Origin of the sequence: Streptomyces mayonensis (genome assembly GCF_018982965.1) — a bacterium.
GTDB classification, from domain to species: Bacteria; Actinomycetota; Actinomycetes; order Streptomycetales; family Streptomycetaceae; genus Streptomyces; species Streptomyces mayonensis.
This window is the reverse complement of the sequence record NZ_JACBYP010000051.1, coordinates 28,367-53,657: the sequence shown is the minus strand read 5'-3', so window position 1 is coordinate 53,657 and position 25,291 is coordinate 28,367. Positions and strand designations below refer to the sequence as shown.

The following is a 25,291-nucleotide window of genomic DNA, read 5'->3' as shown; positions in this document are numbered from 1 at the left end:
GCCCCGCACCCCGCGCCACCGCGCACCCCGCCCCTCCGCGCGGCGCGCTGCACCCCTCCGTGTCACATGGTCAGCAGCATGGCCAGCATCCCGATCGCCATGGCGAGCCGGCAGGCCCGCGCCAGCTCCGGACGGTCGCCCCACCCCGCGGCCGCGGGGGCGCCGGCCCCCGGCCCGCCTCCGGCGACCGCCACGCCGGGTATCAGGCGTACGCCGGTCAACAGTACGTAGCCCGCGAAGTAGAGCAGCAGGATCCCGGTCAGCACGGGCGCGCCGGAGGCGCCGTGCCCGTGGGCGTGCCCGTGGGCGGCGGAACCGGACGCCGGGGAGGCGGCCATCGCTGCGGCCATGTAGACCATGGCTCCGGCCTCCACGAGGTGGTGCAGATGGCGACGCCCGGTCCGGGCCGCCCAGAGGGCCCGCAGCCCGGCGGCCCCGAACACCACCGCGCCACCGGCCCATGCCCAGGCCGGTGCCGTGAACACCGCCGCCGGCACGGCCATGGCGGCCATGCCGAACCCCATGACCGCCTCCCCGCCCGCGGCGCGGCGCTGGTCCTCGACGCTGCTGCGCATCCGCAGCAGACAGTAGGCGCCGGTCGCCGCGCAGAGCGCGACCAGCAGCCAGGCGGGCGACTCCGGTCCGTGCACACGCACCTCCCCGTTCAGCGGTTCACGGTCGGTCAGAGGACTGCCCGTCGCGTGCGGCGCGCACGCGAGCGCAAGGGTGTACACGGGGGGTATTCGAGGGAGCGCGGCGGATCGTCGCTGGTCGGGAGGGGCCTTCGGGTCGGGATCCCGCACCCGGCCGGTATCATTTACTGGTAAAACACCTGCTAAACTAAAAGTCATGAGCAGTGCGACCCCCACCTCCGGCACCCCGCTGGGCCGACGTCTGTCCCTGTCGGGCGTACTCCGACTGCGCCGGCCCTCCGAGATCTGGTTCAAGCCCGCCCTGAGTTCGGTCGCCGCCGTCGCCCCGCCCAACCTGCTCCTGCTGGCGCTCGGCCGGCTCGACCTGGCGATGTACACGATGGCGGGGTCGCTGTGCGCGCTCTACGCCCACAACCGCCCCTACGCCGCCCGCGCCCGCACCCTGGCGTGGGTGGTCCTCGGCATGCTCGGCGGTGTCGCCGTCGCCCTGGTCACCGCCTCGCTCACCCGGAACGCGGTCGTCCTGGTCACCGTGGGTGCCCTGCTGGCGGCCGTGCAGAAGACGCTGTGCGACGCCACCCGCGTCGGGCCGCCGGGCAACGTGATCCTCACCTTCATCAGCTCCGCCGCCCTCTTCGTCCCGCAGACCCCCGGCCAGATCCCCGGCCACCTGGCGCTCGGCGCCGCCGCCGGCGTCTGGGCCTGGGCCGTCGGCATGGCGCCCGCGCTCGTCCGCCCGCACGGCCCGGAGCGCCGGGCCACCGCCCAGGCGCTGGGCGCCGCCGCCGCGTACGCCGCCGCCCCCGGCACCGCTGAGGGCCGCGACGCCGCCCGCGCCTCCGGGTACGCCGCCGTGCAGGCCGCCTGGCAGACGCTGCTGTCCCTTCCGGCTGCGGGGACCCGCGCCACCACCCGCCGCGCCCTCGAACGCCTCGTCGTACGCGCCGAGGTCGCGCTGGCCGCCCCCGCCGACACCGACCCGGAGCGGCTGCGCGGGTGGGCCCGCGCCCTGCGCGGCACCGGACGGATCCCCCGCACCGGCGAGATTCCGGCGGACACCGGCGAGCTGCTCGGTGTCGACGCCGAACTCACCGCCCGCCCGGCCCCCCTGTGGCGGCGCCTCGGCCCACTGGCCCCCATCGCCGTGCGCACCGCCCTCGGCTGCGCGCTGGCCGGTTACGCCTCCCTCGCCCTCGGCATCGGCCGCCCCTACTGGGCCCTGGTCACCGCCGCCGCGCTCTACCAGGCGAACCTGACCCTGACCTGGAGCCGGGCCGTGCAGCGCGTGGTCGGCAACGTCGCGGGGGTGCTGCTGTTCGCGGCACTCGTCCCGCTCGCCCACCTCGGGCAGGTGCTCCTCGTCCTGTTCTGCCTCGCCCTCAACTTCGGGGCCGAGGCGCTCATCACCCGCAACTACTGGCTCGGCACCGTCTGCGTGACACCGATGGCGCTGCTCATCACCGAGTTCGCCGGCTACCAGCAGCCCGGCGAACTGATCACGGAGCGGGTGGTGGACACCCTCGTCGGCGCCCTGGTCGGCTTCCTGGCCGCCGTCGCCGTCACCAACCGGCGCGCCGGGAACCGCGTCGAACAGGCGGTGACCGCCGCCGACCGGGCACGCGAGAACGCCGCGCGCCTCCTCGCGCAGGCCGACCCCGGCCCCGGCGCCCTGGAGGCCGCCCGCCGGGGCCTCGCGGCCGCACTGACCGAGCTGCGGGCCACCGCCGACGGAGCGGCCGGCGAGTGGTGGGGGCGCGCACTGCCGCAGGAGAGGGTCGTGCTCGCCGAGCAGTCCGGACACCGTACGCTCGCCGAGGCGGTGCGACGCCAGGCAGCGCGTCGGGACCGGGACACGGCCACGAGAGCGGAGGACGTACGGCGATGACCGCAACCGACGGGGGACCGGCCACCGGGGGCGACGAGGGTGCCGGCCACGGGGGAGACGGCGCCGGGAGCGACGGGCCGGGCGGGGACACCGTCGCCGCCGTCGTACGGCAGTGGCGGGCCGTCCACCCCGACCTGGACACCGGGCCGATGGAGATCATCGGCCGCATCAACCGCTGCGCCGCCCTGCTCCAGCAGGCCGAGGACGCGCCGCTGCGCCGGGCGGGCCTCAGCCGTGCCGAGTTCGACCTGCTCGGCGCGCTGCGCCGGACCGGGCACGAGCTGACCCCCGGGGAACTGGCCCGGGAGACGTTCTCCTCCGGCGCCGCCGTCACCAAGCGCCTCAAACAGCTCAGCGAGCGGGGTCTGGTGGAGCGGCGCGGCGACACCCGCGACCGCCGCGTCGCTCACGTCCGCCTCACGGACACCGGACGCGACCTCGTCGACGGCCTGCTGCCCGACCAGCTCGCCTACGAGGCCGCCGTCCTGTCCGGAGTGGAAGGGACCAGGCAGGGCGAGCTGGCGGGGCTCCTGGCGGGACTGCTGGGCCAGTTGGAGGGCCGCCTGGACGCGCTGCGGGTGTGAGGTTCAGCCCGTCCGGGTCCCGGACTCGCCAAGGGCGGGGACGACCTCGGCGTCGGTGGCGGCGCGCACCTGGTCCAGGGTGACACCGGGGGCGAGTTCGGCCACCGTCACGGCGGGCGGGGCGATGTCGAAGACACCGAGGCCGGTGATGACGCGGTCCACGCACGCCGTGCCGGTCAGCGGCAGCGTGCAGTCGCGCACGATCTTGGGGCTGCCGTCCTTGGCGGTGTGGTCCATCAGCACGATGACCCGCCGGGCCCCGTGCACCAGGTCCATCGCCCCGCCCATGCCCTTGATCATCTTGCCGGGCACGGTCCAGTTGGCGAGGTCGCCGCCGGTGGAGACCTGCAGGCCGCCGAGGATCGCGGTGTCCAGGTGGCCGCCGCGGATCATGCCGAAGGAGAGCGCCGAGTCGAAGAACGACGCGCCCGGCGCCGTGGTCACCGTCTCCTTGCCCGCGTTGATCAGGTCGGGGTCGACCTCGTCCGGGGTGGGGTACGGGCCGACGCCGAGGATGCCGTTCTCCGAGTGCAGGACGACGTCGACGCCGGCCGGGAGGTGGCCGGGCACCAGCGTGGGCAGCCCGATGCCCAGGTTGACGTAGGAACCTTCGGTCAGCTCGGCCGCCGCGCGGGCGGCCATCTCGTCACGGTTCCAGGGCATCAGCGCACCGTCGCCTTCTCGATGGACTTGTCCGCGGCCTGCGCGGCGGTGAGCGGCACGACCCGCTGCACGAAGACGCCCGGCAGATGCACCTCGTCGGGGTGGAGGGCGCCGTCGGCCAACTCCTCGACCTCGGCGACCGCGACCGTGCCGGCCATGGCCGCCAGCGGGTTGAAGTTGCGGGCCGAGCGCCGGAAGACGAGGTTGCCGTACCGGTCGCCGCGCACCGCACGGACCAGGGCGAAGTCGGTGGTGACCGACTCCTCCAGCACGTACGTACGCCCCCGGAACGCGCGCCGCTCCTTCCTCGGCGACGCCACCTCCACGGCCCCGTCCGCCGTGTACTTCCACGGCAGGCCGCCGTCCGCGACCTGGGTCCCGACACCGGCCGGGGTGTAGAACGCGGGTATGCCGCAGCCCCCGGCGCGCAGCCGTTCCGCCAGCGTGCCCTGCGGGATCAGCTCCACCTCCAGCTCCCCGCCCAGGTACTGGCGGGCGAACTCCTTGTTCTCGCCGACGTAGGAGGCCGTGACCCGGCTGATCCGGCCGGCGGAGAGGAGGACGCCGAGCCCGTGTCCGTCGGTGCCGCAGTTGTTGGACACCACGGACAGGTCACCGGCGCCCTTCTCGTGCAGGGCATGGAGCAGCACCGTGGGGATGCCGCACAGACCGAAACCGCCGACCGCGAGCGACGCGCCGTCGCCGATGTCGGCCACGGCCTCGCGCGCACTGGCGACGACCTTGTTCATGAGCCGTCGCCTCCCGCGACGATCCGGCCGCGGACCTCTCCGAAGCCGATGCGCGAGCCGTCGGGCCCCGGTGCGGTCGCCGTGATGGTGACCTCGTCGCCGTCCTCCAGGAAGGTGCGGGTGGAGCCGTCCGACAGCGTCAGCGGCTCCTGCCCGTTCCAGGTCAGCTCCATCAGGCAGCCGCGTTCGTGCGCCTGCGGGCCGCTGACCGTGCCGGAGGCGTAGAAGTCGCCGGTGCGCAGCGAGGCGCCGTTGACGGTGAGGTGCGCCAGCATCTGGGCCGGTGTCCAGTACATCGACGTGAACGACGGCCGGGAGACCACCTCCCCGTTGAGCCGCACCTCCAGGGCCAGGTCCAGACCCCAGTCCTCGCCGTCCCGGAGGTAGGGCCGCAGCTCCTCGGTCCGCTCGGGCGGCGCCGTGCGGGCCGCCTCCAGCGCGTCCAGCGGCACGATCCACGGCGACACGGACGTCGCGAACGACTTGGCGAGGAACGGCCCGAGCGGCACGTACTCCCAGGCCTGGAGGTCCCGTGCGCTCCAGTCGTTGACCAGGCACACGCCGAAGACGTGGTCGGCGAAGTCCCCGACACCGACCCGGGTGCCCCGCGCGGACGGGGTGCCGACGACGAAGCCGACCTCCGCCTCGATGTCCAGCCGCGCGGACGGGCCGAACGGCGGTGCGCCGCCGTCGGCCGGACGGGTCTGGCCCCACGGGCGGACGACGTCCGTGCCGGAGACGACCAGCGTGCCGGAGCGGCCGTGGTAGCCGATCGGGAGGTGCTTCCACTGCGGGGTCAGCGGCTCCTGGCCGGGACGCAGCATCCGGCCGATGTTCGCCGCGTGGTGCTCGGAGGCGTAGAAGTCGACGTAGTCGGCCGGTTCGAAGGGCATGAGCAGCCGGACCCGGTCGGCGCGGTGCAGCGCGGGCTCCACCGCCCCGCGGTGCGCGGAGTCGGTGAGCAGCCCGGTGACGCGGGCCCGTACCTCCTGCCAGCGGGCCCGGCCCTGGGCGAGGAAAGCGTTGAGCGAGGGCCGGGCGAAGGTGTCGTCGCCGAGGGCGCGGGCCAGGTCGAGGACGTGGTCGCCGATGGCGACACCGACCCTCGGGGCACCGTCCTCGGGGGCGAAGACGCCGTAGGGAAGGGTGTGTTCGGTGAACGGGGAGCCCTCGGGCACCGGGACCCAGCTTGCGGAGGTCATCGTGGAACTGTCCTTTCAGGCGGTGCCGAGCAGAGTGCGGGCCTCGGACACCGGTGTCGCGGTGGAGCAGGAGCCGTAGGAGACGAACAGGGCGCGGGCCGCGGCCGCGTCGGGTCCGGACAGGGCGGTCAGCTCGCGGGTGAGCGTGTCGGCCGACTCCGTCCGCAGCGCGTCCAGCACGGGCGCCGGGGCGCCGGGTCCGGCGGCGGCGCGGGCGGCGGCCAGCAGCAGGTTGAGGTAGCCGTGGTGGGTGAATCCGGTCTCGGTGTCCCGGTGCCGTACGGCGTGGTGGAGCCCGGCGGTCGCCTTGAAGGGGACGCCGGCCCGGGCGCAGGAGACGACGAAGTGCAGGACCTCGGCGGGGGTGGGGAACAACTCGGCCCGTACGCCGCCGCAGCGCAGCTTCGCCCCGATGCCGGGGGCGCCCGCCACCGCGGTGAGCAGGGCCCCGATGCCGGACGGTGCGGCCGGTTCCAGGAACACCGGCACCCCGGCCCCGGCGGTGGCGGCGAGCGCGGCGGGCACAGCCGTCGCCGGATCACCGCCGAACACCGCGAGCGGCACCTCGACCAGTGCCGTTTCCAGCCGGTCGTCGTCGGCCACCGTCTCCAGCGCGGCCCGCAGCCGGTCACCGGGATCGCCCGGCCCCGCCGCGTCCGCGATCAGACCGAGCAGCAGCCGGTCGTCCGGGCCCAGTTCGGCCCGGATCTCCTCCAGCCGGCCCACCGGAACCAGGAACCGCAGGGTGTGCATCGGGTGGGCGGCGGCCCGGTCGCGGCGGTGCCGCGCCACCGCTCCGGCGGGCGGCAGCGCGGTCGGCGGGAACAGCCCGGCGTCGTCGACGAGCCCGGCGAGCAGCGCGCTCACGCGGCCGGCCCCCGCCCCGCCCAGGTCCAGGCGTAGCCGGCGTCCTCCGCGGCCAGCGCGCCCTCGCCCAGCTCCAGCGGCCTGAACGTGTCGACCATGACGGCCAGTTCGTCGAAGAACTCGGCGCCGACCGACCGCTCGTAGGCGCCGGGCTGCGGCCCGTGCGCGTGGCCGCCGGGGTGCAGCGACACCGAACCCTGCCCGATGCCGGAGCCCTTGCGGGCCTCGTAGTCGCCGCCGCAGTAGAACATCACCTCGTCGCTGTCCACGTTGGAGTGGTAGTACGGGACCGGGATCGCCAGCGGGTGGTAGTCCACCTTGCGGGGCACGAAGTTGCAGACGACGAAGTTGTCGCCCTCGAAGACCTGGTGGGCGGGCGGCGGCTGGTGCACCCGGCCCGTGATCGGCTCGAAGTCGTGGACGCTGAAGGTGTACGGGTACAGGCAGCCGTCCCAGCCGACCACGTCGAACGGGTGGGTGGCCTGGGTGAACACCGTGCCGAGCACCTCGCCGCGCGGCCCGCGGTGCTTGACGTACACGTCGACGTCGGTGCCGTCGGCCAGCAGCGGCCCGCCGGGTCCGTGCAGGTCCCGCTCGCAGAACGGGGCGTGCTCCAGGAGCTGTCCGTGGCGCGAGAGGTAGCGGCGGGCGGGGGAGATGTGCGAGTTGGCCTCCACGCAGTACAGGCGCAGCGGCTCGTCGCCCTCGGGCAGCCAGCGGTGGGTGGTGGCCCGGGGCAGCAGCACGTAGTCCCCGGCACGCGCGGGCAGCGTGCCGAACACGGTCTCCACGGTGGCCGTGCCGGCCTCGACGTACACGCACTCGTCGCCGAGGCCGTTGCGGTAGAGCGGCGAGGCGGCACCGGCGACGACGTAGGAGATGCGCACGTCGCCGTTGCCGAGCAGCAGCCGCCGGCCCGTCACGGCATCGGTGTCGCGCCAGGCGTCACCGGGGAAGAGGGCGTGGAGCTTCAGGTGGCGCGGTTTGAGCGGGTGGTTGGCGGCCGTGTCCTGGCCGGTGAGGTTCCAGGTCCGGGAGTCGGTGATCGCCGAGGGGATCTCGCGGTGGTAGAGCAGCGAGGAGTCGGAGGAGAAGCCCTCCTCGCCCATGAGTTCCTCGAAACGCAGACGGCCGTCGGCGTCCCGGTGCTGGGTGTGCCGCTTGGGCGGCACGTCCCCGACACTGCGGTAGTAAGGCATGAGGTGTGGTTCCTTGCGTCGGCGGGTGAGCTGGTCAGACGCCCGCTGTGGTGGCCGTGGCGGGAGCCTCGGCGGGCTGCCGGTCACGCGGCACCTTCAGGAGGGCGAGCATCCCGGCGCACACCACGAGGCAGACGATGGGGAAGTACAGGCCGACGGTGACGTCGTCGGCGGTGGCGTTCTGGCCGATGATGTACGGGCTGAAGAAACCGCCCAGCGCGGCGATGGAGTTGATGCCGGCCAGGCCCACCGCGGTCTGCTCGCGCGGCAGCACCCGTGCGGCCAGCGCCCAGTACGGCGCCATGTAGCCGAGCACGCCGATCGCCACCAGCGACAGGCAGATCATCGCCGGCACCGGGTCGTGCCGGAAGACGATGGTGCCGAACAGGCCGACCGCACCGAGCAGCATCAGGCCGATGACATGGAGGCGGCGTTCCCCCGTGCGGTCGGAGTTCCGCGCCACCAGCAGCATGCCGGCCGCACCCACCAGGTACGGGATGGTGCCGAGCACACCGATGTTGGTGGCCGAGTACGACGGGTCGAGCTGCTGGACGATCTTCGGCACGAAGAAGGTGAAGCCGTACAGGCCGCACGCCGCGAAGAAGTTGGCGAAGGCCAGGTAGAGCACCTTGCGGTTCTTCAGCGCAGCCAGCTGGTCGCGGACGGTCTCCTTGTGACCGGGCCCGTCCGTGTACTCCTTGTCGATCTCCGACTCCAGCCAGCGGCTCTCGGCCGGCGTCAGGAACCGGGCGTCCGACGGCCGGTCGGGCAGCCACACCAGGGTGACCAGGCCGATCAGGATCGCGGGCGCGCCCTGGAGGATGAACACCCAGCGCCAGCCGCTCAGGTCGGCCCAGTGCACGTGGTCGAGGATCCAGCCGCCGGTGAGGGAGCCGAGGACCATCGCGACGGGCTGCGCGAGCGCCATCATCGCGATGGCCCGGCCGCGCTCCCGGCCCCGGTACCAGAACGTCAGATACAGCAGCAGACCCGGGAAGAGCCCGGCCTCCGCGATGCCCAGCGCGATCCGCGCGACGTACAGGTGGGTGACGCTCTCCACGAACCCGGTGACCACGGTCACCAGACCCCAGCTGATGGCGATCCGGGCCAGCCACAGCCGGGCCCCGACCTTCTTCAGCATCATGTTGCTGGGGATCTCCAGCACCACGTAGGCCAGGAAGAAGATGGCCGCGACGGCGCCGAACGTGGCCGTCGTGATGCCCAGTTCCTGCTCCATCCCGAGCTGGGCGTAACTGATGTTGGACCGGTCCATGTAGTTGAACACGTACAACAGGCCCACGATGGGGAAGATCCGGTACGTGACCTTCCGGGTGACTCTGCTGCCCAGGGCTGCGGTGTCCTCGGCGTCGAGGTGCGCTCCCATGACGGCTCCTGAGGGGAAGAGGGGGAGAAGGGAGGTGAGAGGGTCAGCGGGCCGCGTTGCGGCCGGCGACGCGCCCCATGGTGAGGGCGTTGGCGACGGCGTTGCCGCCGCCGACGTAGCGCATGCCGAGCACACCGCCGCCGGCCTCACCGGCGGCGAACAGCCCGGGTACGGGGGTTCCGGTGCGGTCCAGTACGGCCGCGTCGTGGTCGATCTCCAGCCCGGTGTGCGTGCACACCAGCTCCGCCGGCAGCACCCGTGCCGCGTAGTACGGCCCGGCGTCGAGCGGTGCGGGCGGCTGCGGCGACCCCTTCGCGGCGAGCGAGTCCTCGCGCAGGAAGTCGGGGTCCGTGCCCTCCCCGGCGAGCTGCGCGTTCCAGCGGGCGACGGTGGCCGTCAGCGCCTCGGGCGGTACGTCCATGGCGGCGGCCAGTCCGGAGAGGGTGCCGGCGCTCAGTGTCCGTCCGGCGCGCACCTCCTCGGCGACGCGTTCGGGCGTCCAGTCGGCGTACCCGGCCGGCAGACCCAGCCGGGCCTTCTCGTCGAACACCGCCCACACCGGCCCGTCCTGGGCCAGGATGATGCCGGTGGAGACCGCGTAGGAGGCGTCCTCGTCCATGAAGCGCCGGCCGGTCCCGTTGACGTACACCCGGGACTTCGGCGGGAACCCGGCCTGCCAGTGGTGGTGGCGCTGGAAGTACGCGGTCGGCAGCATCAGGCCCCAGCCGTGCCCGGTGAGTGCGGCGCCGGTCTGCTCGGCGAAGGCGAAGTGGTCGCCGCGGCTGCCGGGAGCCGCCACCACGAACAGCGAGTCGCCCGCCTGCCGCGCCTCGGGGTAGTATCGGTCGAGCAGCCCGGGGTCCTGCGCGAAGCCGCCACTGGCGACGACGACCGCCCCTGCCCGGACCTCGATGCCGTCGGCGACCACGCCCGCGACCCGTCCCTCCTCGAACAGCAGCCGCTCGACGCGGGTGTTGAGCACCGCCTCGACGCCGCGTCCGCGCCGGGCCCGGTCGAGGACCTGCACGAGTCCGTACCCCTGGTCGCGCGGTACGTGGCCGCGCCAGACGTCCTCCACCCCGGCCCGGCACAGGCCCGGTGTGTGCGCGTCGGGCGACACGGCCGCCGGGACGTCCAGGCCGAGGCCCAGCATCCACTCCAGGGTGGGACCGGCCGCCGCGCAGAAGGCCCTGACCAGACCGGGCTTGAGCAGCCACTGGTTGAGGTCCATGTAGTGCTGGAAGTGCCGGCCGGCGGTGTCCTCGATGCCCAGGCCGCGCTGGACGCTGGTGCCGGCCGCGGTGAACAGGCCCGCGGAGAGCTGCGTGGAGCCGCCCAGTTCGCGTTCGGACTCGAAGAGCAGCACCTGGGCGCCCTGTTCGGCGGCGCTGACCGCGGCGGCCAGACCGGCCCCGCCGCCGCCCACCACGATCACGTCCAGTGCGTCGAGGTCGGTCATCACAGTGCTCCTTCGGCGTCGTCGAGGATGCGGTGGTACAGCCCGTTGGAGACCAGTCCGCCGTCGAGGGTGACCTCGGTGCCGGTCATGTACGAGCTGCGGTCGGACAGCAGGAAGAGCACCGCGTCCGTCACCTCGCCGACCTCACCGAGACGTCCGGCCGGGATGCTGCGCCGGGCCGACTCCACGAAGCCGTCCGAACCGGCCAGCAGTCCCGTGCCGACCAGCCCCGGATGGAGCGAGTTGACCCGGATGCCCCAGGCGGCCAGCTCCCCCGCGGCGGACTTCGACAGGCCGGTCAGGCCCCACTTGCTCGCCGAGTACGACGGGGAGAAGTAGCCGATCTGCCCGGAGACCGACGAGATGTTGACGACCGATCCGCCACCGCTGTCGCGCATCAGCGGCGCGCAGGCGCGGATGCCGTGGAAGGGACCGTGGAGATTGATCCGCAGGACCCGGTCCCAGACCTCCTCGGTGGTGTCCATGAACCGCAGCCGCCGTGAGACGCCGGCGTTGTTGACCAGTCCGTCGAGGCGGCCGTCCGACTCCCGGACGGCTTCCACGAGCGTGCGCCAGCCGCCCGGGTCGGTGACGTCGAGGAGGTGCCCGGTGGCCCGGCCGCCCGCCCCGGTGATGTCCCGCACCACGGGCGCGGTGTCGGCCACGTCGGCGAGGTGGACGTGGACACCGCGCCGGGCAAGGGCACGGGCGTGCTCGGCGCCCATGCCGGCGGCGGCCCCGGTGACCACGACGACGGACGGGTAGCGCACCGTCTCCCGGTGGGCGCCGGACCCGGGGTGCTCCCGGTCGGTGCCGGAGACGGCCTCCTCCCGGCGGTCGCCGGGCACGATCTCCTGTCCGTGGGCGTCAGACATGACGCGAGCCGCCGTCCACCGCGATGCTGTGCCCGGTCACGTAGCGCGCGCTGTCGGAGAGCAGGAACAGCAGCACGCCGAGCACCTCCTGCGGCGAGCCCAGCCGGTGCAGCGGCACGCTGTCCAGCGCGTGCCGCAGGGCCGCCGGGTCCTCCTGCACCCACCGGGTCATCTCGGTGTCGATGTAGCCGGGCGCGATGGAGTTGACGCGCAGGCCCTCGTCGCCGAGTTCCACGGCGAGCGACTCGGTGAGGTGGGCGACCGACGCCTTGGAGGCGCAGTACGCACCGCGGCCCTTGCGCACCCGGACGGCCGAGACCGACGACATGTTCACGATGGAGCCGCCGGGCCGCATGTGCCGGGCGGCGGCCTGCGAACCGAACAGCACGCCCTGCACGTTCACCTTCAGCACGGCGTCGATCTGCTCCGGCGAGATGTCCCGCACGAAGGAGTGCGGGAAGATGCCGGCGTTGTTGACCCAGTGGTCCAGGCGGCCGAACTCGGCGTGCGCCAGCCGCGCCAGCTCTTCGTGCCCGGCCGGGTCCACCACGTCCACCGCGGCCGGTACGACCCGGCCCCGGGTGCCGTCGGCGGGCAGGGCGTCCCGCCCGGCGTTGATGGTCTCGGCGGTCTCCTTCATCGCGACGAGGTCGATGTCGGCGGCGACGACGTTGACCCCGCGCAGGGCCAGGCCCTCGCTGAAGACGGCGCCCATGCCGCGGGCGGCGCCGGTGACGACGGCGGTGGTGCCCGCCAGCTCGGGGTGGACGGCGGCGGGCCGCCGGCCGACGACCCGGCCGGGACCTTCGGCGCCGGTGACCGGCGGGTATGCGGTGTCGCTCATGGGGGGATCCGTTCCTTCGTCGTTGAAGTGCCGTTGTGGTGAGGTGCCGTCGACGGGCGAGGGGGAGGGGGCCCGCTCAGGCGCCGGGGGCGTCGTCGCGGCGTACGGTGCGGGCGGCGACCCGCCAGCCGTCGCCGTCGCGCACCACCCGGTCGGAGAGGGTGGTGAACCGCTCGATGCGCGGGGATCCGCCCGGCGGGGTCGCGACGATCTGCAGATACGCCGCGACCCGCACCGCTCCCTCGCCGTCGCCGCCGGTCACGGCCACGTTCGAGACCACGTGCCGGCGGACCACGCCGTCGGCGGCGCAGCCGGCGGCGAACCGCTCGGCGAACGCGGTGAGGGCGCCCGCGCCGGCCACCGGCTCCGGGTAGGTGGGGGAGTCGAAGGTGCCGTCCGCGGTGAAGGTCGTGGCCCACTCCGCGGCGTGTCCGCCGTCGATGAGATGGCTCTGCAGGGCGTACAGGTGGTGGATCTCGGCCAGTGCCGCACCGGCCAAGAACGCGGGCGCGCTGGAGTCCATGCGTGCGTCCCTTCGGCTCGTGGTCCCCGGACAACCGCTGTCCCGAGCGGTCGGAGGGGTTGTCGCACACCTCAATGTTGTGCGATAATCGCACTCACTGTGCGAATAATGGGAGCATAGGCAGCGTGGCTGAAACCCGTCAAGGGATGGATTCGTGAACTCACCAGCACCGGCCCGGCCGGTCCCCGAGCTCGACGCCGGGATGTCCAAGACGCTCCACCACGGGCTGCTGATCCTCAGAGTCCTCTCCGAGCACCCGCGGGGGCTGACCGTCAGCGAGGTGGCGGACGCCGTGGGCGTGCACCGCACGGTCGCCCACCGTCTGGTGCGCACCCTGGAGGCGCACCAGCTCTGCCGCCGCGACCACCAGCGCCGCATCGTCCTGGGCACGGGCCTGGTCACCCTCGCCGAACCCGTCCAGCAGGACCTCCGGGCCCTCGCCCGCCCCGTCCTGGACGACCTCGCCGAGACCACCCGCGCCACCGCGCACCTCATGGTCCGGGAGGGCGCCACCGAGATGCGGGCCCTCATGGTCGTGGAGCCGCGCGGGGCCCGCGTCCACGTCTCCTTCCGCCCCGGGCACACCCACTCCGTCGAGCAGGGCTCCGGCGGCCTCGCCCTGCTCGCCCACGGCCCGCACCGCGAGGGTGAGCGCCCCGAGGTCACCGAGGCCCGGGCCCGGGGGTACGCCGTGACCATGGGCGAGGTGATCCCGGCCGTCACCGGCATCTCCGCCGCCGTGCCCGGCCGCGGCGGCGAGGCGACGACCAGCATCGGCATCTCGGTCTTCGAGCAGACGGACCTCGACGACCTGGGCACCACCGTGGCCGCCGCCGCCTCCCGGCTGGGGGAGCTGCTCGACTGACGGGCGGGACCGCGCGTTCACACGTCGCGCACGTCCGCGCACGTCCCCGTACGTTCGTGCGGATGGCGCGGCAGCGGAGGGAGGGGGCGCGAAGCTGCCGCCGGACGACGCGCCCATGTGTCCGTCCCATGGGAGCCCGGACACGGGATGCCGGACGGACGGCCCGCAAGGAGCGCGTGTCACCGGCCCGGGAACGCCGCCGGTGAGGTGGCCGAGGCCCTCCGGCCCGGCCCTGGTGTCCGCACGCGCTCCCCGGTCACCCTCGTGCTCGCCGACCTGTCGGGTGCCCTCCGCCCGACGGCCCGCGACCGCACCGGGGCAGGGCGGCCGCCCAAGGTCCGGCCTGCCCCGTAACCGGCCGCCCGGACGACCCGCACACCGCCGTCGCGGGAGCACCCGGCCGGCCCGGAGCGGCCCCCGGGCGGCTCAGCGCTCCCCGCCCGCCCGGTACACGCCGAACATCGCGCCCTGCGGGTCGCGCAGGACCGCGAGGCGGGGCCCGTCGGGGACCGAGGTGGGCTCCATGAGCACCGTCCCTCCGGCGTCGGTCGTGTCCACCGCCGCGGTGTTCACGTCCGCCACCGCGAAGTACGGCAGCCAGTGCGCCGGTACCTCGTGCGGGAACTTGTCGTCCATCGTCACCATGCCGCCGAAGTCCGCGTCGCCGACCCTCCACTGCGGGTAGCGCGCCGAGACGTCGACGTTCCAGCCGAACACCGTGGTGTAGAAGTCGGCGGCCCGTTCGGGTTCACGGGTCAGCAGCTCCACCCAGCCCAGCGAGCCGGGCGCGTTGAACAGCCCGGCGCCGGGGAAGGTGCCCGGCTGCCACAACTGGAACAGCGCGCCGGTGGGATCGACGGCCACCGCGAAGCGGCCCGCCTCGAAGACGTCCGCGGGCCCCTGCGGCACCGTCCCGCCGGCCGCGGTCACCTGCCGCACGGCGGCGTCCGCGTCGCCCACGGTGAACGACACGTTCCACGCGACCGGCTGCTCTCGCTGGTACAGCGGCGTCAGGGCGGCGACGGCCGCACCGCCGACGTGCGCGATCGTGTAGCCGCCCGCCTGCTGCCGCGGGTCCGTCTCGGGGCGCCAGCCGAACAGCTTGGTGTAGAAGCGCCGGGCCCCGCCCAGGTCGGTGGTCCCCAGCTCCGCCCAGCAGGGGCCGCCGGTCACCGGTTCGTGGAGCTTCATCGTGGGGCGTCCTTCCGCCGGGCCGCAGACCGTCCGTCCCCCTCCAGCACGCTAAGGCCGGGTGCGGGAGGCGGCCATCCGGCGCGGACGGCCACGGTGGCGCCCGAGGCCTCTCAGATTCCCGGCCGGTAGCGCAGCGGATGCTCCGCGGGCACCTCCACCAGGACGATCCGCGTACCGTCCGGGTCCGCGATCCACATCTCGACCAGCCCCCACGGCTCCTGGACCGGCGGCCGGACGATCTCGACACCCCTGGCGCGCAGTTCGTCGTGGGCCGCCGCGGCGTCCTCGACCTGGAGCCACACCTGGAGCGCGGGGGAGGCCGGGGTCTCCGAGCGGCCGGAGACCTCCAGGAACCCGCCGCCGAGGAAGTAGACGGTGCCCCGCTCGGGCCCGGTGCCGAACTCCCGGTGCACGGCGAGGCCGAGCTGATCGCCGTAGAAGGCGCGGGAACGGTCGGGGTCGGTGGGGCGGAGCAGGATCCGGCTGCTGAGTACGTGCACCATGCGTCCCGACCCTAACGGGGCCCGGCCACCACGCGGCCCGACCCCGACGGGACCCGGCCGCGGCGCTAGGCTCATCGGTGCCCGCGCCCGAGGACGAACCGGAGACGCCTCCATGGACACCGCCGCCAGCCCGCTGACCTACCGCGACGCCACCGGCGCCGACGTGGACGGGATCGTCGCGCTCATAGAGTCCGCGTACCGCGGGGACTCCAGCCGGGCCGGGTGGACCACCGAGGCGGACATCCTCCACGGGCAGCGCACGGACCCCCGGGGGGTGCTGGAGGTCGTCGAGGCGGCGGACAGCCGCCTGCTCGCCGTGGAGCGGGACGGCCGGCTGGTGGCCTGCTGCCAGCTGGAGCACCGCGGCCCGCACGCCTACTTCGGGATGTTCGCCGTCAGCCCGGCGCTCCAGGGCGCGGGCCTGGGCAAGACGGTCATCGCGGAGGCCGAACGGCAGGCCCGCACGACCTGGGGCGCCGAGGAGATGCACATGACCGTGATCTCCGTGCGCGAGGACCTCATCGCCTGGTACGAACGCCGCGGCTACCGCCGTACGGGAGAGACGATCCCCTTCCCGTACGGCGACGAGCGTTTCGGCATCCCGCAGCGGGACGACCTCCGGTTCGAGCTGCTGGTCAAGCCGCTGGGGTGAGCCCGGCCCGCGAAGCCACCGCGGTTCAGGCGGTGAAGCGGCCGGTACGTTTGATCTCCGGGTAGTCGGTCGTCGCGCCGTCGAGACCGAGGGCGCGCACCAGCCGCAGGTGGTCCTGGGTGTTCACGGTCCAGCAGAAGACCCGGAGCCCCGCCTTGCGGGCCAGTTGCACGATCTCCAGCGTGACCCGGTTGATGTCGAGACACAGGGTCCCGGCACCGGCCGCCACCGCCCGGTCCACGACCTCCGTGCCGTAGTACTGCGCGACCAGCGCGGTGCGCACCCCGGGCACCAGCCGGGCGATCTCCACGACGGCCTCGTCGTGGAACGAGATCACCTCGACGCGCTCGGCCAGGTCCCGGCGGAGCATGACCTCGGCCAGCGTCCGCGCGGCCGCCGCGTCCTTGATCTCGGCCTGCAGCGGCACCGAGACGGCGTCGAGCACCTCCTCGAAGACGGGGATCCGTTCCCCGCGGCCCGCGTCCAGCACGCGCAGTTCCTCGAGCGTCTTGTCGGCGATCGCGCCCGTGCCGTCCGTGGTGCGGTCCACGGCCGTGTCGTGCATGACGACGAGCGCGCCGTCCTTGCTCAGATGCAGGTCCAGCTCGACGACGTCGAGGCCGGCCTGCTCGGCGGCGACGAAGGAACGCAGGGTGTTCTCGGGTTCGACACCCATCGCTCCGCGGTGACCGATGGTGAGGAAGTTCAAGGCTCGACTCGCTTCCGTCGACGTCGGCGTGGGCAGGGCGGCAGCCTAACGGCCCTGCCGGACCGTTTCCCCCGTGCCGCGCCGGGTATACGAATCCGGCGATCGGCAGGAAAAAATGCGGCAAGAGGTGGGGTGAGGCAGGATAATTTACGGATACCTGCCTTGATTGGAGGAACCTCGTATGCCTACGGTGTGACGACGCAAGCTTCTCCCGTGGAGGGTGGGACATGACGGAAATTCTTGTGCAGGTGGGTGCGGAGGGGAATGTTCCTCCTGCGAGCAGGGTGGTGGAGCACCCGGCGTGGCCCGTCCTCAAGGATGCCGTGGAGCGGATCCGGCCGTGGCAGTCCAAGGACGGGTCGATCGACTTCGACGCCGAGGGCGCCCCCGAGCGGGCCGCCGCCGAGGACGCCGTGCGCGGGGTCACCGAGGCCGTGCGCGAGCTGTCCCCGCTCCTGCCGCACGACCGCGCCTACCACGACGCCCTCGTCACCGACCTCGGCCGCTGGGCCGACGGCGGCTTCCAGGTGCCCGACTTCCTCGACTCGCTGCTGGCCTTCCAGCCCGCCGCGCACCGGGCGGACGGCCTGCAGCACCTGGTCGTCTTCCCGATGTACACGCAGAACGGCAACCCGGACCGCAACCTCGAAGCGGTCGTGCTGCGCATGGTCTGGCCCGACTGGCTGGCCGAACTCGAGCGCACCCGCTACGACAACCCGATGTTCTGCGGCATCACGTTCGAGGACTTCACCGCGGGCTACGACACCAACTCCGCCGTCCTCTTCCCGGAGACCATCGCCGTGCGCGAGGCGCCCGAGCGCTTCTCCTGGGGCGGCATCTTCTGCGACCGCGAGGCCGCCCGCTTCCGCCGCGTCACCGAGGCCGCCGTGGACGTCCTCGGCGTCGAGCTGCCCGAGGACGTCGCCGCCATGGTCGAGGACCAGAAGCGCTGCCAGGAGGCCTTCGTGCTGTGGGACATGGTGCACGACCGCACCCACAGCCACGGCGACCTGCCGTTCGACCCCTTCATGATCAAGCAGCGCCAGCCGTTCTGGATGTACGGCCTGGAGGAACTGCGCTGCGACCTCACCGCCTTCAAGGAGGCCGTGAAGCTGGCGGCGGACGGCGTCCCGCAGGCCCGCGACGTGCAGTACGCGGTGCTCTTCGACCGCATGTTCCGCTTCCCGGTCACCGGTGAGCGCGTGCGCAACTACGACGGCCTCGGCGGCCAGCTCCTCTTCGCCTACCTGCACCAGCACGACGTCGTCCGCTGGACCGACAACAAGCTCCACCTCGACTGGGAGCGCGCCCCGCAGGTCACCAACCAGCTGTGCGCGGAGATCGAGAAGCTCTACCGCGACGGCATCGACCGCCCGAAGATCGTCCACTGGTTCGCCGGCTACGAGCTGGTCTCCACCTACCTCGCCCCGCACCCCGGCTCGAAGTGGGCCAAGGGTCCCGACGCCCTGGACCTGACCCTGCCGCCGCGCAAACTGGTCGACGACGTGCTTCCGGACGAGTTTCCCCTGAGCATGTTCTACGAGGCCCTTTCCAAGAAGCTCAAGAAGGTGATCGCCTCGACCCGCGGCATCACCGGAACCGCGGACGGCCCCGAGCGGGCCGCCGCGTGAGCGACGGCGACGGCGGGCACACACGCGCACGACAGACACAGGCTCGACAGACACAGACACAGACACAGACACGACGGACGCAGGCGCGGCAGGCTCAGTGGAGTCGGCCGGCCCGGGAGGCGAGGACCATGGGGAACGGGGCGCTGGACGGCGCGGTGATCGCGGTGGCGGGAGCGGGCGGCCCCGCCGGACGGGCGGCACTGCTGCGGCTCGCCGAGGCGGGCGCGACCGTGGTCGGCGCGGACAACGACCCGGAGCGGCTGGCGGAGGCGGTCGACGCGGCGCGCTACGCGCACGGCGGCGCCACCGTCACCGGCGAGACCGTCGACCTGCTCGACCTCGACTCCACCCGGGCCTGGGCCGACCGCACCGAGGAGGAGTTCGGCCGGGTCGACGGCATGGTCCACCTCGTCGGCGGCTGGCGCGGCAGCCAGACCTTCACCAAGACCGACCTCGGCGACTGGGACCTCCTGGAGAGGCTGCTCGTCCGCACCGTGCAGCACACCTCGCTCGCCTTCCACGAGGTGCTTCAGCGCAGCGACCGCGGCCGCTACGTCCTGATCAGCGCGGCGGGCGCGAGCAGGCCCACCGCGGGCAACGCCGCCTACTCGGCCGCCAAGGCCGCGGCCGAGGCGTGGACGCTCGCGATGGCGGACTACTTCCGCAAGGCGGGGGGCGAGCAGGGACCGACGTCGGCGGCTGCGATCCTGGTGGTCAAGGCGTTGGTGCACGACGCGATGCGCGCCGAGCGCCCCAACGCGAAGTTCGCGGGCTTCACGGACGTGCGTGACCTCGCCGAGGCCGTCGCCGGAGTCTGGGACCAGCCCGCCGCGGAAGTGAACGGAAACCGCCTGTGGCTGACCGAGAAGCCGTGAACCCACCGAAGACCGACGCACGTCGCCACCACGACCCCGAGGTCCGCGGTTTCGCCAGTGACAACTACGCCGGCGCGCACCCCGAGGTGCTCGCCGCCCTGGCCCTGGCCAACGGCGGGCACCAGATCGCCTACGGCGAGGACGAGTACACGGAGAACCTCCAGCGGGTGATCCGCAGCCACTTCGGCGCGGGCGCCGAGGCGTTCCCGGTGTTCAACGGCACCGGCGCCAACGTCGTCGCGCTCCAGGCGGTCACCGACCGCTGGGGCGCGGTGGTCTGCGCCGAGAGCGCGCACATCAACGTCGACGAGGGCGGCGCACCCGAGCGGATGGGCGGCCTCAAACTGCTCACCGTGCCCACCCCCGACGGCAAGCTCACGCCCGACCTGATCGACCGGCAGGCGTACGGCTGGGACGACGAGCACCGTGCGATGCCGCAGGTCGTCTCGATCACCCAGAGCACCGAGCTCGGCACCCTCTACACGCCGGACGAGATCCGTGCGATCTGCGAGCACGCCCACGCGCACGGCATGAAGGTGCACCTGGACGGCTCCCGGATAGCCAACGCCGCCGCCTCCCTGGACGTGCCCATGCGCACGTTCACCAACGCGGTCGGCGTCGACCTGCTCTCCCTCGGCGGCACCAAGAACGGGGCCCTGTACGGCGAGGCGGTCGTGGTCCTGAACCAGGACGCGGTGCGGCACATGAAGCACCTGCGCAAGCTGTCCATGCAGCTCGCCTCCAAGATGCGCTTCGTGTCCGTGCAACTGGAGGCGCTGCTCGCCAGGGACCTGTGGCTGCGCAACGCCCGGCACTCCAACGAGATGGCCCGGCGCCTGGCCGAGGGCGTGCGTGCCGTGCACGGCGTGGAGATCCTCCACCCGGTGCAGGCCAACGCGGTCTTCGCCCGCCTGCCGCACGACGTGGGCGAGCGCCTGCAGAAGCGCTTCCGCTTCTACTTCTGGGACGAGGCCGCCGGCGACGTCCGCTGGATGTGCGCCTTCGACACCACCGAGGACGACGTCGACGCGTTCGTGGCGGCGCTCAAGGAGGAAACGGCGCGCTGACAGGCGCATTCTCGCCATGCATAGATATGCGGTCACCTGAAAAGTCATTGACTCTCGGGTGATCGCTTTTCTATGCTCTGCGGGCATGGAGCTGATCCAGAAAGACCCCGACCTGTCCGCCTACCTGGCCGCCGACGAGGTCATCGACCACCACCACCCCTACGTGCGGGAGGTGGCCGGCCGGCTCGCGCAGGAGGCGGAGGACTCGTATGCCTATGCGAGGCTGGCCTTCGACTTCGTGCGCGACACCATCCCGCACTCGCAGGACTCCGGTGACCCGCGGGTCACCTGGCGGGCCTCCGACGTCCTTCGGCAGCGCACGGGGATCTGCTACGCCAAGGCCCACGCGCTGGCCGCGCTGCTGCGGGCCGAGGACATTCCCACCGCGCTGTGCTACCAGCGGTTCGACGTGGTGCACGGGCTCGTGGCCGTACGGTTCGGCGGCGCGTGGCACCGGCAGGATCCGCGGGGCAACAAGCCCGGCGTGAACGCCCGGTTCTCCCTGGGGCGGGAGCGGCTCGCCTTCACGCCGGACCCCGGGGCGGGCGAGGCGGACTGTCCGGACCTGTACGCGGCGCCGCATCCGGCCGTGCTGGACGCCCTCAAGGCGGCCGCCGACCGGCCCCGGCTGTGGGAGACCCTCCCGGTCGCGCTCTGACGTGTCCGGCTCAGTGCGCCTGGGCCGCCCGCACCTGTTCCGGCGTCGGGGCCGTGCCGCCGAGGTGGGCCGGCATCCACCACGTGTCGTCGGCTCCCTTCGGGCGTACCGGATACGCGCGCTGCGCCGCCTCCAGCAGTTCCTGCACCCGCTCGCGCAGCCGGCGGGTGATGGCACCGGCGTACTGCTCGCGGGAGGCCTCGACGGCCTCGCCGACCCGGATGGTGACCGGCGTGTGGCTGCGCTTGAAGTTGCGCGGGTGACCCTTGGTCCACAGGCGCTGCGTGCCCCACAGTGCCACCGGCACCAGCGGCACGCCCGCCTCCTGGGCGAGTCGCGCCGCGCCCGACTTGAAGCTCTTCAGCGTGAAGGACTCCGAGATGGTCGCCTCCGGGAAGACCCCGACGATCTCACCGGACTTCAGCGAGTCCAGGGCGTGCGCATAGGCCGCCTCGCCCTGTTTGCGGTCCACCGGGATGTGCTTCATGCCGCGCATCAGCGGCCCCGAGATCCGGTGCCGGAAGACCGACTCCTTCGCCATGAAGCGCACCAGCCGCTTCTGCGGCAGGGCCGCCAGGCCGTCGAAGATGAAGTCCAGGTAGCTGATGTGGTTGCTCACCAGCACGGCGCCGCCCTCGCGCGGGATGTGCTCCGACCCACGGCAGTCGATCTTGAGGTCCCACACCTTGAACATGGTGCGGGCGAGACCGATGACCGGACGGTAGACGAGTTCTGCCATGGGCGGGTCGGACCCTTCCTTGTCAGCCTGGGAAGGGAGGCTCCCAGTCGAAAGTTACGCAGCCGTAGGTTTACGGCTTGTCGCAGATCGTGCCCCAAGAACGGCCGGTGTACCAGCCTTGGTGCCCGTCCGCGGCGAGATCCTCATCACTCGCCCGGCGGTTGTGCGGCCGAAAAACGTCGGCCGGACGGGAATCTCCGGTCCCGCGCGGACGCTGCACCTGTGGACGACCGACCTCCGACGGCGTGCGGTGCACGCAGGCCCGGCGAGTAGGCGAGTGAACGAGTGCCGCGGTTGCGGCGGAAGCGGGAGGCGCGCCGGTGCGCGGGCAGGGTGACGGCAGGCCGCCGGGGGGCACCGGCACACGGCTCGGCGCGGCCGATCTCGGCGCGGCACTGGGTGCCCGGGCGACGCTCGTCCAGTTCTCCAGCGCCTTCTGCGCCCCCTGCCGGGCCACCCGGGCGGTCCTGGGCGAGGTGGCCGGCATGGTCCCCGGTGTCGCCCACGTCGAGATCGATGCCGAGGCCCGTCTGGAACTCGTGCGCGCCCTCGACGTGCTGAAGACCCCGACGGTGTTCGTGCTCGACGCTGCGGGCCGCGTCGTACGGCGTGCTGTGGGTCCGCCGCGCAAGGCGGACGTGATCGCCGCGCTGGGCGAGGCGGTGTGATCAGCGCCACGCCGGGGATGAGGCGCCTTCCACAGCTTCCGCGGCCGTGCAGGCCTTTGACTGGAGGACCGAAAGCGCCGGACCCGAGGTGCTGGACCGAAGGCGCCGGAGGTGCCACTTCCGGCATGCGCGCACCGCGCCGCGGGCCCGCCCCTGCGCACCCCGCGCCCCGCATGCCGTTGCGGGCCCGACCGCGACACAGGAGGACATCCCCCGTATGACGGCCACGCCCGACCTCGCCGCCTCCCGGAGCGCCACCGGCGACCTGCTGCGGTCCGTCTTCCGGCGGCACGCCGCGGGAGTCGCCGTCATCACCGCGTGCGGCGCCGGCGGTCCGGCCGGCTTCACGGCCACGTCACTGGCCTCCGTCTCGGCCAGTCCGCCACTGCTCTCCTTCGGCATCGGCACCGGGTCCTCCAGCTGGCCCGCGGTGTCCTCGGCCGAGTACGTCGGAGTCCATCTGCTCGGCGAGCACCAGGAGGAGCTGGCGGCCACCTTCGCCCGCAGCGGCGCCGACCGCTTCGCCGCGCCCACCGCGTGGCGCGAGGGACCGCAGGGGGTGCCCGTCCTCGAAGGCGTCCTCGCGTGGCTGGTCTGCCGCGTCGTCGGCCGGGTGCCCGCGGGGGACCACCGCATCGTGGTGGCCCAGGTGCTCGCCGGCGACTCCGCGGGGATCGGCAGCCCGCTCCTCTATCACCAGGGCCGTTACCGGAGCCTGCGGGACTGACCGGCTCCGGGGCCGCCGCTGCGGGGGCGTCGAGTTCCGGTTACGCTGCGTTGCGAAGGTCACAGTTCAAAGCGCTTGCTCAGCGGGCAGGAACTGGATGTACTGGCGAGTAATATCGCGGGTGGAACGCAGGTCGCCCCGCCCGGGATCGGCCGCTTGGGGCGCCTATGCTGCCTGCAAGAGGCAGCACTGAAATGTCGACGCAGTAGGAGAGCCGGCGTGAGCTTGAGGATCGTTGTCACTGTGAAGTACGTGCCCGACGCCACTGGCGACCGGCACTTCGCCGATGACCTGACCGTCGACCGGGACGACGTGGACGGTCTGCTCTCCGAGCTGGACGAGTACGCGGTCGAGCAGGCGCTGCAGATCTCGGAGAATTCGGACGACGACGTGGAGATCACCGTCCTGACGGTGGGCCCCGAGGACGCGAAGGACGCCCTGCGCAAGGCGCTGTCCATGGGCGCGGACAAGGCGATCCACGTCGAGGACGACGACCTGCACGGCACCGATGCGATCGGCACCTCGCTGGTGCTGGCCAAGGCGGTCGAGAAGGCCGGTTACGACCTGGTCGTCTCCGGCATGGCCTCCACCGACGGCACCATGGGCGTCGTCCCCGCGCTGCTCGCCGAGCGCCTGGGCGTGCCGCAGGTGACGCTGCTGTCCGAGGTCTCCGTCGAGGGCGGCACGGTCAGGGGCCGCCGTGACGGCGACTCCGCCACCGAGCAGCTGGAGGCCTCCCTGCCCGCGGTCGTGTCGGTCACCGACCAGTCGGGCGAGGCGCGTTACCCCTCCTTCAAGGGCATCATGGCGGCCAAGAAGAAGCCGGTCGAGTCCTGGGACCTGTCCGACCTGGAGATCGACGAGGACGAGGTCGGCCTGGAGAACGCCTGGACCGCGGTCGACTCGGCGGCGGAGCGTCCCGCGCGCACCGCGGGCACGATCGTCAAGGACGAGGGCGAGGGCGGCAAGCAGCTCGCCGCCTTCCTCGCGGAGCGCAAGTTCGTGTAACAGCCTCGCGGGCCAGAAGTTCGTCCGAGGCCCCGCCGCCCCTACCGCCCCTCATCTTTCGCAAGCAGGAGAGAAGAAGTCCCATGGCTGAAGTTCTCGTCTACGTCGACCACGTGGACGGTGCCGTCCGCAAGCCGACCCTGGAGCTGCTGACGCTGGCCCGCAGGGTCGGCGAGCCCGTCGCCGTCGCGCTGGGCGCCGGTGCCGGTGACACCGCCGCCGCCCTCGCCGAGCACGGCGCGGTGAAGGTCCTCACCCACGAGGCCGCCGAGTACGCCGACTACCTGGTCGTGCCGAAGGTCGACGCCCTCCAGGCCGCCGTCGAGGCGGTCTCCCCGGCCGCCGTGCTCGTCCCCTCCTCCGCGGAGGGCAAGGAGATCGCCGCCCGTCTCGCCCTGCGGCTCGGCTCCGGCATCATCACCGACGCCATCGACCTGGAGGCCGGTGACGAGGGTCCGGTGGCCACGCAGTCGGTGTTCGCCGCCGCCTTCACCACCAGGTCCCGCGTCTCCAAGGGCACCCCGGTCATCACGGTCAAGCCCAACAGCGCCGCCGTGGAGGCCGCCCCGGCCGCCGGTGCGGCCGAGGCCCTGTCGGTCACCTTCTCCGCCGCCGCGACCGGCACGAAGGTCACCGCGCGCACGCCGCGCGAGTCGACCGGCCGTCCGGAGCTGACCGAGGCCGCGATCGTCGTCTCCGGCGGCCGCGGTGTCAACGGCGCGGAGAACTTCGCGATCATCGAGGCGCTGGCCGACTCGCTCGGTGCGGCGGTCGGTGCCTCGCGTGCCGCGGTGGACGCGGGCTGGTACCCGCACACCAACCAGGTCGGCCAGACCGGCAAGTCCGTCTCCCCGCAGCTGTACATCGCCTCCGGCATCTCCGGTGCGATCCAGCACCGCGCGGGCATGCAGACCTCGAAGACGATCGTGGCGATCAACAAGGACGCCGAGGCCCCGATCTTCGAACTGGTCGACTACGGCATCGTCGGCGACCTCTTCGACGTCGTCCCCCAGCTGACCGAGGAGGTCAAGACCCGCAAGGGCTGAACCTCCGGACCGGCCCCGGCCGGAGACCCGTACCCAGGCCCCCGCGACCGTCCCCGGACGCC

General features: G+C 73.0%; 27 protein-coding genes. 12 read left to right on the top strand and 15 right to left on the bottom strand.

The annotated features are described in order from the left end of the window. Positions 1-62 precede the first annotated feature (62 nt). Positions 63-650 (bottom strand): DUF5134 domain-containing protein, encoded by a 588-nt coding sequence (locus tag HZS56_RS20295; RefSeq protein ID WP_216722147.1) that lies wholly within the window; start codon positions 648-650, stop codon positions 63-65. A 199-nt stretch (positions 651-849) separates the two neighbouring features. Between HZS56_RS20295 and HZS56_RS20290 the strand changes: the two genes are divergently transcribed. Then, positions 850-2,538, top strand: a complete 1,689-nt coding sequence (locus HZS56_RS20290) for an FUSC family protein (protein ID WP_216722146.1) — start codon at positions 850-852, stop codon at positions 2,536-2,538. Beyond that, positions 2,535-3,122, top strand: coding sequence for a MarR family winged helix-turn-helix transcriptional regulator (locus HZS56_RS20285; RefSeq protein ID WP_216722145.1), 588 nt, complete (start codon positions 2,535-2,537; stop codon positions 3,120-3,122). The genes HZS56_RS20290 and HZS56_RS20285 overlap by 4 nt, the downstream gene beginning before the upstream one ends. A gap of 3 nt (positions 3,123-3,125) precedes the next feature. Here the strand turns inward: HZS56_RS20285 and HZS56_RS20280 are convergent, their stop codons facing one another. The 10 genes from HZS56_RS20280 to HZS56_RS20235 all read right to left on the bottom strand — a co-directional run bounded on the left by HZS56_RS20280 (position 3,126) and on the right by HZS56_RS20235 (position 12,887). Continuing rightward, a complete protein-coding gene (locus HZS56_RS20280; RefSeq protein ID WP_216722144.1) occupies positions 3,126-3,785 on the bottom strand; it encodes a 3-oxoacid CoA-transferase subunit B in 660 nt (219 codons plus the stop codon). After that, a complete protein-coding gene (locus tag HZS56_RS20275) occupies positions 3,785-4,534 on the bottom strand; it encodes a CoA transferase subunit A (protein ID WP_216722143.1) in 750 nt (249 codons plus the stop codon). Before HZS56_RS20275 ends, HZS56_RS20280 begins: the two co-directional genes overlap by 1 nt. After that, positions 4,531-5,736, bottom strand: a complete 1,206-nt coding sequence (gene fahA, locus HZS56_RS20270) for a fumarylacetoacetase (protein ID WP_216722142.1) — start codon at positions 5,734-5,736, stop codon at positions 4,531-4,533. The genes HZS56_RS20275 and fahA overlap by 4 nt, the downstream gene beginning before the upstream one ends. Before the next feature lie 15 nt (positions 5,737-5,751). Next, a complete protein-coding gene (locus tag HZS56_RS20265) occupies positions 5,752-6,603 on the bottom strand; it encodes a hypothetical protein (protein ID WP_308408109.1) in 852 nt (283 codons plus the stop codon). Next, complete coding sequence (locus HZS56_RS20260) at positions 6,600-7,802, bottom strand: homogentisate 1,2-dioxygenase (protein WP_216722141.1); 1,203 nt, start codon at positions 7,800-7,802, stop codon at positions 6,600-6,602. Before HZS56_RS20260 ends, HZS56_RS20265 begins: the two co-directional genes overlap by 4 nt. A 34-nt stretch (positions 7,803-7,836) precedes the next feature. Continuing rightward, the gene (locus HZS56_RS20255; protein WP_216722140.1) at positions 7,837-9,186 is read right to left on the bottom strand and encodes an MFS transporter; all 1,350 of its coding nucleotides are present in this window, start codon (positions 9,184-9,186) and stop codon (positions 7,837-7,839) included. A gap of 43 nt (positions 9,187-9,229) precedes the next feature. After that, the gene (locus HZS56_RS20250; RefSeq protein ID WP_216722139.1) at positions 9,230-10,645 is read right to left on the bottom strand and encodes an FAD-dependent oxidoreductase; all 1,416 of its coding nucleotides are present in this window, start codon (positions 10,643-10,645) and stop codon (positions 9,230-9,232) included. Beyond that, complete coding sequence (locus HZS56_RS20245) at positions 10,645-11,520, bottom strand: SDR family NAD(P)-dependent oxidoreductase (RefSeq protein WP_253914550.1); 876 nt, start codon at positions 11,518-11,520, stop codon at positions 10,645-10,647. The genes HZS56_RS20250 and HZS56_RS20245 overlap by 1 nt, the downstream gene beginning before the upstream one ends. Beyond that, on the bottom strand, positions 11,513-12,364 hold the full coding sequence (locus tag HZS56_RS20240; protein WP_216722138.1) for an SDR family NAD(P)-dependent oxidoreductase: 852 nt from the start codon (positions 12,362-12,364) through the stop codon (positions 11,513-11,515). Before HZS56_RS20240 ends, HZS56_RS20245 begins: the two co-directional genes overlap by 8 nt. A 76-nt stretch (positions 12,365-12,440) precedes the next feature. Beyond that, a complete protein-coding gene (locus HZS56_RS20235) occupies positions 12,441-12,887 on the bottom strand; it encodes a nuclear transport factor 2 family protein (protein WP_216722137.1) in 447 nt (148 codons plus the stop codon). Positions 12,888-13,089: 202 nt separating this feature from the next. Between HZS56_RS20235 and HZS56_RS20230 the strand changes: the two genes are divergently transcribed. Next, positions 13,090-13,752, top strand: coding sequence for an IclR family transcriptional regulator (locus HZS56_RS20230; RefSeq protein WP_216722152.1), 663 nt, complete (start codon positions 13,090-13,092; stop codon positions 13,750-13,752). Positions 13,753-14,178: 426 nt separating this feature from the next. On the opposite strand, the gene HZS56_RS20225 is transcribed toward HZS56_RS20230, so the two are convergent. Beyond that, positions 14,179-14,943 carry a VOC family protein gene (locus HZS56_RS20225; RefSeq protein ID WP_216722136.1) on the bottom strand — a complete coding sequence of 255 codons (765 nt, stop codon included), beginning with the start codon at positions 14,941-14,943 and terminating at the stop codon, positions 14,179-14,181. A 113-nt stretch (positions 14,944-15,056) separates the two neighbouring features. Further along, complete coding sequence (locus tag HZS56_RS20220; protein WP_216722135.1) at positions 15,057-15,449, bottom strand: VOC family protein; 393 nt, start codon at positions 15,447-15,449, stop codon at positions 15,057-15,059. A 112-nt stretch (positions 15,450-15,561) separates the two neighbouring features. Between HZS56_RS20220 and HZS56_RS20215 the strand changes: the two genes are divergently transcribed. After that, the gene (locus HZS56_RS20215) at positions 15,562-16,101 is read left to right on the top strand and encodes a GNAT family N-acetyltransferase (RefSeq protein WP_216722134.1); all 540 of its coding nucleotides are present in this window, start codon (positions 15,562-15,564) and stop codon (positions 16,099-16,101) included. Positions 16,102-16,126: 25 nt separating this feature from the next. Here the strand turns inward: HZS56_RS20215 and HZS56_RS20210 are convergent, their stop codons facing one another. Then, positions 16,127-16,810, bottom strand: a complete 684-nt coding sequence (locus HZS56_RS20210) for a glycerophosphodiester phosphodiesterase (protein ID WP_216722133.1) — start codon at positions 16,808-16,810, stop codon at positions 16,127-16,129. 227 nt (positions 16,811-17,037) lie between these two features. On the opposite strand from HZS56_RS20210, the gene HZS56_RS20205 reads away from it, so the two are divergent. From HZS56_RS20205 to HZS56_RS20190, 4 genes are all read left to right on the top strand, one after another. Further along, positions 17,038-18,441 (top strand): DUF6421 family protein, encoded by a 1,404-nt coding sequence (locus HZS56_RS20205; protein ID WP_216722132.1) that lies wholly within the window; start codon positions 17,038-17,040, stop codon positions 18,439-18,441. A gap of 128 nt (positions 18,442-18,569) precedes the next feature. Continuing rightward, on the top strand, positions 18,570-19,316 hold the full coding sequence (locus HZS56_RS20200) for an SDR family NAD(P)-dependent oxidoreductase (protein ID WP_216722131.1): 747 nt from the start codon (positions 18,570-18,572) through the stop codon (positions 19,314-19,316). Continuing rightward, positions 19,313-20,383 carry a threonine aldolase family protein gene (locus HZS56_RS20195; protein WP_216722130.1) on the top strand — a complete coding sequence of 357 codons (1,071 nt, stop codon included), beginning with the start codon at positions 19,313-19,315 and terminating at the stop codon, positions 20,381-20,383. Before HZS56_RS20200 ends, HZS56_RS20195 begins: the two co-directional genes overlap by 4 nt. Before the next feature lie 85 nt (positions 20,384-20,468). Next, positions 20,469-21,041, top strand: a complete 573-nt coding sequence (locus tag HZS56_RS20190) for a transglutaminase domain-containing protein (protein ID WP_216722129.1) — start codon at positions 20,469-20,471, stop codon at positions 21,039-21,041. Between the two features lie 10 nt (positions 21,042-21,051). Here the strand turns inward: HZS56_RS20190 and HZS56_RS20185 are convergent, their stop codons facing one another. After that, positions 21,052-21,780 carry a lysophospholipid acyltransferase family protein gene (locus HZS56_RS20185; protein WP_216722128.1) on the bottom strand — a complete coding sequence of 243 codons (729 nt, stop codon included), beginning with the start codon at positions 21,778-21,780 and terminating at the stop codon, positions 21,052-21,054. A gap of 320 nt (positions 21,781-22,100) precedes the next feature. On the opposite strand from HZS56_RS20185, the gene HZS56_RS20180 reads away from it, so the two are divergent. From HZS56_RS20180 to HZS56_RS20165, 4 genes are all read left to right on the top strand, one after another. Beyond that, positions 22,101-22,448, top strand: coding sequence for a TlpA family protein disulfide reductase (locus tag HZS56_RS20180; protein ID WP_216722127.1), 348 nt, complete (start codon positions 22,101-22,103; stop codon positions 22,446-22,448). Between the two features lie 217 nt (positions 22,449-22,665). Further along, a complete protein-coding gene (locus HZS56_RS20175; RefSeq protein ID WP_216722126.1) occupies positions 22,666-23,175 on the top strand; it encodes a flavin reductase family protein in 510 nt (169 codons plus the stop codon). Between the two features lie 219 nt (positions 23,176-23,394). Beyond that, positions 23,395-24,183 carry an electron transfer flavoprotein subunit beta/FixA family protein gene (locus HZS56_RS20170; protein WP_216722125.1) on the top strand — a complete coding sequence of 263 codons (789 nt, stop codon included), beginning with the start codon at positions 23,395-23,397 and terminating at the stop codon, positions 24,181-24,183. An 83-nt stretch (positions 24,184-24,266) separates the two neighbouring features. Further along, positions 24,267-25,229, top strand: coding sequence for an electron transfer flavoprotein subunit alpha/FixB family protein (locus HZS56_RS20165; RefSeq protein WP_216722124.1), 963 nt, complete (start codon positions 24,267-24,269; stop codon positions 25,227-25,229). The last annotated feature ends 62 nt before the right edge of the window (positions 25,230-25,291 follow it).